This window comes from Bacteroides sp. PHL 2737, assembly GCF_004115325.2.
Classification (GTDB): domain Bacteria; phylum Bacteroidota; class Bacteroidia; order Bacteroidales; family Bacteroidaceae; genus Bacteroides; species Bacteroides hominis.
In genome coordinates this window covers 2,142,911-2,153,811 of sequence record NZ_CP040630.1, presented here as the reverse complement: position 1 = coordinate 2,153,811, position 10,901 = coordinate 2,142,911, and the positions used below count along the sequence as shown (strand labels likewise).

Annotated in this window: 4 protein-coding genes; all 4 read left to right on the top strand. The window is 39.5% G+C overall.

Features of this window, described 5'->3' with window-relative positions; genetic code table 11:
* The first annotated feature begins 8 nt into the window (after positions 1-8).
* The 4 genes from DBK98_RS08750 to DBK98_RS08735 all read left to right on the top strand — a co-directional run bounded on the left by DBK98_RS08750 (position 9) and on the right by DBK98_RS08735 (position 10,899).
* The gene (locus tag DBK98_RS08750) at positions 9-1,775 is read left to right on the top strand and encodes a RagB/SusD family nutrient uptake outer membrane protein (protein WP_005810134.1); all 1,767 of its coding nucleotides are present in this window, start codon (positions 9-11) and stop codon (positions 1,773-1,775) included.
* A 295-nt stretch (positions 1,776-2,070) separates the two neighbouring features.
* Complete coding sequence (locus tag DBK98_RS08745; protein ID WP_005810131.1) at positions 2,071-5,481, top strand: TonB-dependent receptor; 3,411 nt, start codon at positions 2,071-2,073, stop codon at positions 5,479-5,481.
* 28 nt (positions 5,482-5,509) lie between these two features.
* A complete protein-coding gene (locus DBK98_RS08740; protein ID WP_005775680.1) occupies positions 5,510-7,270 on the top strand; it encodes a RagB/SusD family nutrient uptake outer membrane protein in 1,761 nt (586 codons plus the stop codon).
* Between the two features lie 311 nt (positions 7,271-7,581).
* Positions 7,582-10,899, top strand: coding sequence for a TonB-dependent receptor (locus DBK98_RS08735; protein WP_033572561.1), 3,318 nt, complete (start codon positions 7,582-7,584; stop codon positions 10,897-10,899).
* Positions 10,900-10,901 lie beyond the last annotated feature (2 nt).

Here is a 10,901-nt window from a genome sequence, read left to right as displayed (position 1 = left end):
ACGATTATATGAAAAAAATAATAACTCTACTATGTGCGGTTGCCACTTTAACCGCTTGTGACATAGACAGACTTCCTTATGGTTCAATGTCAGCCGAACAAATAACTCAGGATCCTACCTCTTCATTAGAGTCACTTGTAAATGGATGCTATGCACAATTAAAAAGTTGGTCGGATCCTATGCATCGTTTAGGGGAATATGCGGGTGATAATATGGCGAAAGATAAATCATCAACGGATGCCTTTTTCGATTTTATTTCTTATTCCCGCGATGCTGATAATTATCGTCTACAAAGCTTTTGGGACTCCGGATACAAAGCTATTGCACAAGCTTCGAATATTATTAAAATGATTGATGAAGGACAAAGCAAAACCATTGATTATCAACTGGGTGAATGCTACTATATCCGTGGTATGATGTATTTTTATCTTGGACGTGCTTTCGGACGTCCTTATTGGGACAAGCCGGAAGGACATATGGGAGTCCCTATTGTAAACGGTACGCCAGACGATGTGAATAATCTTAATCTTCCTGATCGTTCGACTGTTCAAGATACTTATGAACAAGCTATTGATGACCTGAAAGCGGCGGCCCGATTGATGGAAAATGGAGAAACCAAACGAGAAGGTCCTGCATATGCATCTAAAGAAGCGGCATGGGCCATGTTGTCTCGTATTTATTTATTTATGAGTGGAACTTATGAAGCACCCAATAGTGAAAATGCCCAGTTGGCCATTGATTATGCAACTAAAGTCATTGAAAGCACCACTGATGAAGGTGGACTGAAATATGAGTTGCTCTCCCGTGAAAATTTTATGCGATATAATACATTCATGCCGGAAAATAATAAAGAATCTATTTTTGTAGTAAAAATCATGGCATCAGAAAAGCCGGATTATTGGAATTCTATTGGTGGAATGTATTCTTATGCTGGACAGCAAGGCTGGGGAGAAATGTATGCGAGTGCCAAATACATGGATTTATTAAATGAACAGGGACGTAACGATTGGCGTCCTGACAAGAAAAAGATTGTAGATGCACGAGCAAATTTCATTTCACCAAGCTACATCACGGATAGTGATGGTAAATATGTTGAAGTATTCCGTTTCATAAAGAATGTATACAACAAAAACAACATACATACAGGATATACATATGTACAATTGCCCGTTTCTAAAAGAGGTGACACTGTAACTTGTAAAGAGGGGGAAACTAATTACACATTGTCATTAATAAACAGTAGTGAAGAAAAATATTCAATCAGCTATTCAGACGGTCAAATCTATCACGGTGTTATTGATTATGAAATAGAACTCTCAAGCGGGCAACCCAAATTCTATATTCTCAAATGTTCGAATGAAGGAACTGCAAGCGGAGAAGCTGAATCTCAATTACATTCTCCTGTCATCTCTCGTTTAGGCGAGGTTTACTTGAATCGTGCAGAAGCATATGCCAAAAAAGGTGATTATCCTCATGCACAAGCAGATCTGAATATCATTCGTGAACGCTCTTTACCCGGCGGAGGTTATAATGACTTAAATGCTTCCAACGCTAAGGCGCGAATAGAAAAAGAGAGACAATTAGAGCTGGCCTATCAAGCAGAACGTAGTTATGATGTATTTCGCAATTGTGAAACATTAACTCGCAAATATCCCGGAGTACATGATGCCATGCTTGAAATTCCTGCTACAGACTATCGAGTTATTTATTTTATTCCACAAAGTGCTATTAATTCTTATCCCGGAACCTTAACACAGAATCCTACCAGTAATTAGAAGCGTTTGACGAAACGTACTTCAATAGATTTTTAATAAAAATGTGAGGCTTATCTATAACTAAATAGATAAGCCTCTTTCTATATGTAATACGATTATTATTAGTTGTCTTTTTGAAATTGCCCTTATACCAAGTTCATACGGAACTTGGATAATTCATCATTTTAAACCTAAATAAAAAGAAAGAAATGCACAAAGAAAAATGACAACTTAGTTAGCCGAGGTACGTTGGTACAAAAAGAATCATGTACCCTCTTTATCAATCAAAATTACAATCTAATAATTAATCGTATTTATGAAAAAATGCAATCTGCGGTGGTTTAACCCGCAAAAAGTCAAAAAACAACTGGCGTTTGTTTTGGCAATCTGTCTGGTTTGTATGGTGCCTGTCACTACCTATGCCCAAATTCTTAAAATATCCATGAAGAGGACTAATGTCTCTATTCAAAATGTGATACGGGAATTAGAGCAAAAAAGTGGGTATACTTTCTTTTACAATGACAATCAGGTAAAACTCAGTAAGAAAGTTTCTGTAGATGTTACGGATGCACCTATTGAGAAAGTATTGGATCAGATTTTTAATAACTCCGGTTATACTTATAAAATAGTAGATAATCAGATTGTTGTTTCGGCAGCAAAGATAGAAACTTCTAAAACATCCTCTCTCCAACAACAGAAAAGTGTACGTATCACGGGACAAGTGAAAGATACTGCCGGAGAACCGATTATTGGTGCTTCTGTTGTAGAAAAAGGATCGGCAAGTAATGGTACAATTACTGATATGGAAGGAGGTTTCAAGTTAACAGTATCAGGTAATGAATTGCAAATAACCTATATTGGTTATATGCCACAGACCGTAAAAATTCATCCGGGAGTAACCAACTATAGTATCACAATGAAGGAAGATACCAAGACTCTGGACGAAGTGGTAGTGGTAGGTTATGGTACACAAAAGAAAGTAAACTTAACCGGTTCGGTAGCTTCGGTTAGTACTGATGAAATCAAAGACCGCGTACAGACGAACGTGTTGTCGGCTGTGCAAGGTACAGTACCTGGAGTAACCGTTATTTCACGTCCCGGACAAACACCAAGTATTAACTTCCGTGGACGTGGTAACTTAGGAACTTCGTCACCTCTCTACGTAATCGATGGTGCAATTGCGGATGCCACATTCTTTTCTAACCTTGATCCAAATAGTATCGAATCTATTTCTTTCCTGAAAGATGCTGCTTCATCGGCCATTTACGGTTCACGTGCGGCCTATGGTGTAGTATTGGTAACTACCAAACAGGGAAAAAATGATAAAATGAACGTTTCGTACAGTGGTTACGTAGGTTTGAGTAACCCTACTTACAAACCGGAGTACGTCAATTCTACCCAATATGCAGAGTTGTACAATGAGGCTCTCTACAATTCCAATCCAAAAGGTGGAAAATACCAAGGGTATACCGAGGAAGAAATTGGCTATTTCAGAGATGGTTCTAAACCAGACTTATATCCAAACACAGATTGGAATGATCTGATATTAGACAAAAATGTACTGACCACTCAGCATTCCTTGGATTTCAGTGGTGGAACAGATAAGATACGTTACTTTATCGGTTTGGGCTATGTGTATAAAGACAACATGATCCCCGGACAAGATAGCCAACGTTACAACTTGAATACCAATCTGAGTTCAGATATCACCAAGTGGCTGACTGTAAAGGCAGGAGTAAAATATATCCGCAATGATTCCGACCGTGATTGTGGCGCACCTTCATTGGCCAGTTTCTCAATGGTACCGGTTACATTCGTTGCAAAACAGTCAAATGGTGATTGGGGAACTGTGAACGGAGGTCAATCGGCAACAAGTAGCTTCATCACAAACAATCCACTCCGTGCATTGAGCAAATCGGATTGGAGTAAATCAAAAAGTGAAAATACCATGTACGATCTCGGTTTTGATATCAAACCGGTAAAAGGGCTTATTATTAGCGGACAAGGTGTATTCAAAGGATATGAATATAAGAGCAAAAGTTACACCGCCTTACAACCTAATGCCATAAACTACTTTTCCGGAGAAGAAATAGTTGGAACCGGAGTAACCAAAAATAAAATGAGTATGGACTGGCAGAGTACAAATACAATGCTTTATACGGCGACAGCCAGATATGACTGGTCGAATGATAAACATTCAGTAGGAGCATTGGTAGGTACATCTTACGAGCATTATAAATATGAAAGACTGGCAGGATCACGTGAAGAGTTCCCATCTGACGCATTAACAGATATGGAAGCCGGCTCTACTTCGGGAGCAGGCTATACCAATGGTGCAGGTTCATCGGAATATAAGATGTTGTCTTATTTTGCTCGTGTTAACTATACTTTGATGGATCGGTATTTATTGGAAGTAAACATGCGTGCAGATGCATCTTCACGTTTCCACAAAGATCACCGTTGGGGATATTTTCCTTCATTCTCGGCCGGATGGAGAATGAATGAAGAAGGCTTCATGAAAGACATCGAGTGGATCAATAATCTGAAAATCAGAGCTTCTTATGGTACTCTTGGTAATATAAACAATGTAGGAAATTATGATTATTTTCAGAATTACAGTAGTGGAAACCATTATAATTTCAGTGATTCGCCCGTAATCGGTATCGGTGAATCCAAACCTGCTAATGAAACGCTCGGTTGGGAAAAAGTTGCTTTAACTGATATTGGTTTGGACTTCGACATTTTCAATGGACTTCTGGGTGTAACAGCTGATTACTATATCAAAAACACAAGTGATATTTTGTTGGGATATAACGTACCTACAGAAACCGGTATCACAGCTGCACCTTCACAAAACATTGGTAAAGTGAAAAACACAGGTTTCGAATTAGCTTTGAATCACCGTAACAAGATTGGAGCTGTTAACTACAGCATCGGAGCTAACATTGCTACCAATAAAAATAAAATTACCAACTTAGGCGGTTCGGACAATATTATTCAGACCAGCAGTTATATCGTGAAGTATATCCTGAAAAAAGGGGAATCAATCGGTTCTTTCTATGGATTTAAAACAGACGGACTGTATACTCAAGCTGATATTGATGCCGGGCATTACTACACATTAAGTGGAGTAGTACCTAATGCAGGTGATGTTAAATTTGTTCCTCAACGTGACATCGAGTACAAACAGGAGATCACAGACGAAGATCGTACTATTCTTGGTAAAGATGTGCCCGACTTTACATATGGTGTAAACTTAAGCCTACAATATAAAGGTTTTGAATTCAGTATGTTTGGACAAGGAATCAGTGGAACTAAGGTAGCATTTGACGTATATGGTGTTCACCCATTCTACCATGGTCAGGATAACCCAAGAAAATACCATCTGAAGAGATGGACAGAAGAGAATCCAAATCCATATGCTGCTTATCCTCGTCTCTACTCGGCAAGTAGTGTACACACAACTTATAATCGTAATTTCAGTGATTATCATTTGTTTGACTCGGACTATTTCCGTTTCAAGACTTTGTCATTGGGATATACGGTACCATCTGCCACAGTGAAGAGCTGGGGATTGCAGTCATTGAAGGTATATGTAACAGGAGAAAACCTGTTCACAGTACGTGCTGATAAAAAGATGGAAGACTTTGATCCGGAAACAGCCGGTGGTGTGATTTATACGCTGGGAACCAAATCGGTAGCATTTGGTGTAAACATATCATTCTAAAATCATTCATTAAAAAATAGAATTCACAATGAAAAACAATATAAGAAAAATTGCATTGGGATTATGTCTCACAGGAGCGTTAACAGCCTGCGATTTAGATGTGGTTCCACCTGCTGACATTGCAGCAGAAAACTTTTGGCAAACGGAAAAAGATGCATGGTATGCTTTAAATACCTGCTATTCTACATTGGATGGTGTAGACATTTGGGATGAATTGTGTACAGATAATGCACATAGCCACAAACCTTGGGAAGGAAACTTCGAAATGGTACAACAAAACGGTATAAGTACAGCCAATGGATATGGAAGCTACTATTTTGGTACCGTTCGTGTAGTGAATAACTTTATTGCTAATGTAGATAAATGTGCAGTCAGTGATGAACTAAAAACACGCATGAAGGCAGAAGCACGTTTTTTCCGCGCTTTAAGTTATCTTGATTTGACCACGAAATTCGGAAAAGTTCCGGTAATTACGGACGTTTTAGCTTATGACGCACCGAATGTTAAACGTGACGAAGTGGAAACTGTCCGGAAGTTCATTCTTGACGAATTGGCAGAAATAGCGGAAATCCTTCCTGATAGTTATAACGGTAGCTACATGTATGAAACAGGACGTATCACTCGTGCCGGTGCTCTGGCCCTTCGTGCACGTGCCGCCTTGTATTTTGGAAATTACGCCGAAGCAGAGTCATCTGCCGGAAAAATCATTTCTGAAGGACATCATTCTCTGTTCCGTGTGTCGTCACTCACCACAGCGCAACAAAAAGAAGCCAACGAAATGGATGCTTATATTGATTATGCAGCCAAAGGTATCGATAAAGATAAATTCGTGAAAGGTATGTTCAGTTATGAATCATTGTGGCACAAAGGTAACGCATCTCCCGCCAATCCGGAGTATATTGTAACACGTGAGTACATGGCTGATGCAAACAACTATGATTGGACAAGATATACATATTTCATACCCAAATCATTCTCTCAATACGACGGATACTGTTCTTATGAACCGATGCAGGACTTAATTGACGCATACTGGGATGTGGATGGTAAAACAATGCGTAATGACATCACTATGGAACAGCGTAAAGAACGTTATGCCGAAATATGGAAAGACTTTAAAGATATGAGCCAATCTCAATTCATTGAAAAAGTTCCGCAAACGGATATTATGAAATACGACTATATGAAAGAATTCCGCAATCGTGACAGTCGTTTATATGTATCTATGATGTTCCCTTTCAAAGGATGGCATGAAACTGTTAAAGGCACATTCTATTTCCGTTGGGATCCGGATCTGATAAATAAAGATGGTAATGAATCATGGACGGGATATTTTTATCGTAAAATGGTCACTCTCGATCCTTATGATACTTGGACTGCTGAAGAAGATTATCCGGTGATTCGCTATGCTGAAGTATTGCTGACATACGCAGAAGCACGTATCCAGAACTCCGGATGGGATACAGAAGTACAGAAAGCATTGAATGACCTGCGCGATCGTTGTGGTATGCCGGATGTACCGACTTCCATGCCTTCTAAAGAAGAAGCTCTGGCTTTTGTACGTAATGAACGGCGTATTGAATTAGCGGCAGAAGGCCATCGTTTTGATGATATACGCCGCTATGGAAACGACTATTGCAGCAAGGCTATGAATGGTCCTTCTTATGCTCCAAACGGATATGTTGTAATCAACAAAGTTTGGGATGAGCGTTTGATGCTTATGCCTATACCTCAAGGTGCAATTGACTTGAATCCATTGTTGAAAAACGATCAGAATCCGGGATATTAATTTAACACACATTATTTATTGAGGGTTAAAGCCCGTTCATGGTAATACATGAGCGGGCTTTTTTATGTCCCAATTGATATTCAGAACTGCAATTTCCTCATTTATAACCATTCAGGTAATAACTGGTTTTACATCTCTTCTGCCCAAGTTCGTTTAGAACTTATACCAAACATCAAATTTTAAACCTAAATTAATAAAGAAAAGGATGAGAGAGAAACCGTAAATGACGTTAACCTGGTGCAGCGATGCTTTAGAAGTGTCCTGTGCTCACTTTATCAATCAAAATTACAATCTAATAATTAATCGTATTTATGAGAAAATGCAACATGCGGTGGTTTAGTCCGCAAAGAATGAAAAAGCATCTGGCTTTTGCTTTGGCAGTTAGCCTGATAGCTATGGTACCTGTGAGTGCCTTCGCTCAAGTACTAAAGATTTCAATGACGAAGACAAACGTATCCATCGAGAGTGTACTGCGTGAACTTGAAAAACAAAGCGAGTATACTTTCTTCTACAATGACAATCAGGTAAAGCTGAACAAGAAAGTATCCATCAACGTGTCGGATGCTCCGATCGAAACTGTACTGAACGAAGTATTCAAGAATTCGGGATACACTTATAAGATCGTGGATAATCAGATCGTAGTATCTGCGACGAAAGAAGCGACAAAAGACGTACAGACAACTCAGCAACAAAAGCAGAGAAAAGTTTCGGGAGTTGTAAAAGATGCAATGGGTGAAGCCATCATTGGAGCATCAGTAGTAGAAAAAGGTACTACCTCTAATGGTACTATAACAGATATTAACGGACAATTCAGTCTGACAGTAGGCGGCAACGAATTACAAATTACCTATATCGGTTATATGCCTGAAACAGTATCGTTGAAACCAGGTGTTACTTCTTACAATGTTACCATGAAAGAAGATACAAAGACCCTTGACGAGGTAGTTGTAGTAGGTTACGGCGTACAGAAAAAAGCAAATTTAACAGGTGCAGTATCATCCATTAATGCTGAAGCACTGGAATCTCGTTCTGTATCAAGTGTTTCTGCAGCAATGGCTGGAACAATGCCGGGTGTAACAGCTATCCAATCTTCCGGTGCTCCGGGATTACAAACCGGAACAATTACCGTACGTGGTAAAAACTCGGTGAATGCGGCCAATCCGTTAGTCATCGTAGACGGTGTACCGGGTAGTATGAATACCATTGACCCACAGGATATCGAAAGTTTGACAGTATTGAAAGATGCTGCTTCTGCCGCAATCTACGGTGTACAGGCTGCCAACGGTGTAATCTTGATTACAACTAAAAAAGGTAAGAAAGGACAAGATGCCAAAGTATCCTATTCGGGTAGTGTAGCATGGGCAACTCCTACAACAAAACTAAACTTCCTTGGTTCGGCAGACTATGCTATGCTGTACAATGAAGCTGTAAAAAATGAAAATCCCAATGCCGCCCTTCCGTATAGCGATGAAGATATCGAGCTTTTCCGGAATGGAACTGATCCAATCGGACACCCCAATACAGACTGGTATAAAGAGACATTTAAAAATTTTGCATTTGAACAACAACACAATTTCTCAATCAATGGTGGTTCTGAAAAAACAAATTACAGTGCATCGGTTGGTTATCTCTATCAAGGTGGTTTAACAAACGAAAATGATTATAATCGTTTCACCGGTCGTATCAACGTTGAATCAGAAATCAGCAAATGGTTTTCTGCCGGACTGAATGTATCCGGATATAGAGGAACACGTGAGGATGGAGCTGTCGGATTTGCTACACTGATGAGTGAAGTGACCCGTAACAGCCCGACACTACCGGTTTACAATGAAGATGGTACATTTAATTATAGCGGAAAAGCCAATCCGGTAGCAGAATTAGGAAGAACCGGTTTTTATCGTCAGATGGACCAGCAGTTGAATGCTATCCTACATGCAACCGTACACATCTTACCGGAATTGAGCGTTAAGGGATTATTCTCTGTACGTAATGATATTCGTAACATCGATTACTTCAAGAAACATTATTCATATGGTACCGGATCAAATATTTCTGATTCTGGTTTGAGAGAAGGATACGATAAATATTATATCTGGAACGAATATACATCTCAGTTGTTGGTGAACTATAACAAAACGTTCAAGCAACATACTATCGGTGCATTGTTTGGCTTTGAGCAGTGGGAGCAACTTTATAAATATACAGAAGCCACACGTAAGGGTGGTGGTAGCGATGAACTAACAGAGTCATTGAATACACTGGATAAATCATCTCAAACCAATTCTGACGGTGGCACGGAGTTAGCCCGTCGTTCATACTTTGGCCGTATCCAATACGATTACGCTGACAAATATTTATTTGAAGCGAATCTGCGTGCAGATGCTTCTTCACGTTTCCCGAAAGATAATCGTTGGGGTGTATTCCCTGCATTCTCTGCCGGATGGAGAATCTCAGAGGAAAACTTTATTAAAGACAATCTGAACTGGATGAGTAACTTGAAGTTACGTTTAGGTTGGGGTCGTACCGGTAACGAAGAATTGAGCGATATCTACCCTGCAGTAGCGACTTATGCTTATGGTTCTTATATGTTTGGTAATACATTGAACACAACCGCCTATGAAGCGAGATATGTAAACAGTGCACTTCAGTGGGCCACAGTTACTAATTACGAAGTTGGATTAGACGCAGGATTCTTAGATAATAAACTTGGATTTGAACTGTCTGTATACAAGAAAAAAACAGATGACATGCTATTGAAACTTCCGGTACAGGGTATTTTAGGTATGTCAGCACCGGTTCAGAATGCAGGTAGTGTAGAAAATACAGGTTTCGATTTGAACATTTTCCACAATAACCGTATCAATAAAGATTTCAGCTATGCTGTAAATTTAAATCTGGCTTATGTAAAAAACCGTATCACAAACCTTGAGGGTACTGAAGGAGAAGATCCTGACAACAATAAATTATGGCGTTTAGAAGGTTATCCCATCGGTTCATTCTATGGTTACAAAGCAATCGGTTATTTCAATACTGAAGAGGAACTGGCCAACGAACCGAAACGTACAGGAACAGAAAAATTGGGTGATATCAAATATGCTGATTTGAATGGTGATGGTAAAATTGATGCTGCGAATGACCGTACAGTGATCGGTCAAAACTTCCCGAGCTGGACAGGTGGTTTAAGCATTAACCTGTATTGGAAAGACTTCGACTTCTCTGCTCTGTTCCAAGGTGCATTCGATGTCGATAAATACTGTGAAGCCGAATCTTCATACGCATTCTATAATGGTGGTAAAGTGCTGAAAAAACACTTAGATCGATGGACTCCGGAAAATCATAATGCCAGCTATCCTCGTATCACAAAAGATTCACAAACTAACTTCGTAACTTCTTCTTTCTGGTTGGAAGACGCGTCTTATGTACGTTTGAAGAATGTGTCATTAGGCTACAATCTGCCTAAGAGTTGGCTGAACAGAATTGGCGTTAGCAGAATCAAAGTCTATGTAGCTGGTGAAAACTTACTGACATTCTGTGGTCTTGAAGACATTGACCCGGAAGAATCAAGTACACGCGGATGGTCATATACCAACGTGAAGAAAGTTTCATTAGGCCTAAAAGTTTCATTCTAAAT

What these genes read in the sequence shown, in the direction of transcription:
- DBK98_RS08750 (WP_005810134.1), top strand. Translation starts at nt 9, where the DNA reads ATGAAAAAAATAATAACTCTACTATGTGCGGTTGCCACTTTAACCGCT.
- DBK98_RS08745 (WP_005810131.1), top strand. Translation starts at nt 2,071, where the DNA reads ATGAAAAAATGCAATCTGCGGTGGTTTAACCCGCAAAAAGTCAAAAAA.
- DBK98_RS08740 (WP_005775680.1), top strand. Translation starts at nt 5,510, where the DNA reads ATGAAAAACAATATAAGAAAAATTGCATTGGGATTATGTCTCACAGGA.
- DBK98_RS08735 (WP_033572561.1), top strand. Translation starts at nt 7,582, where the DNA reads ATGAGAAAATGCAACATGCGGTGGTTTAGTCCGCAAAGAATGAAAAAG.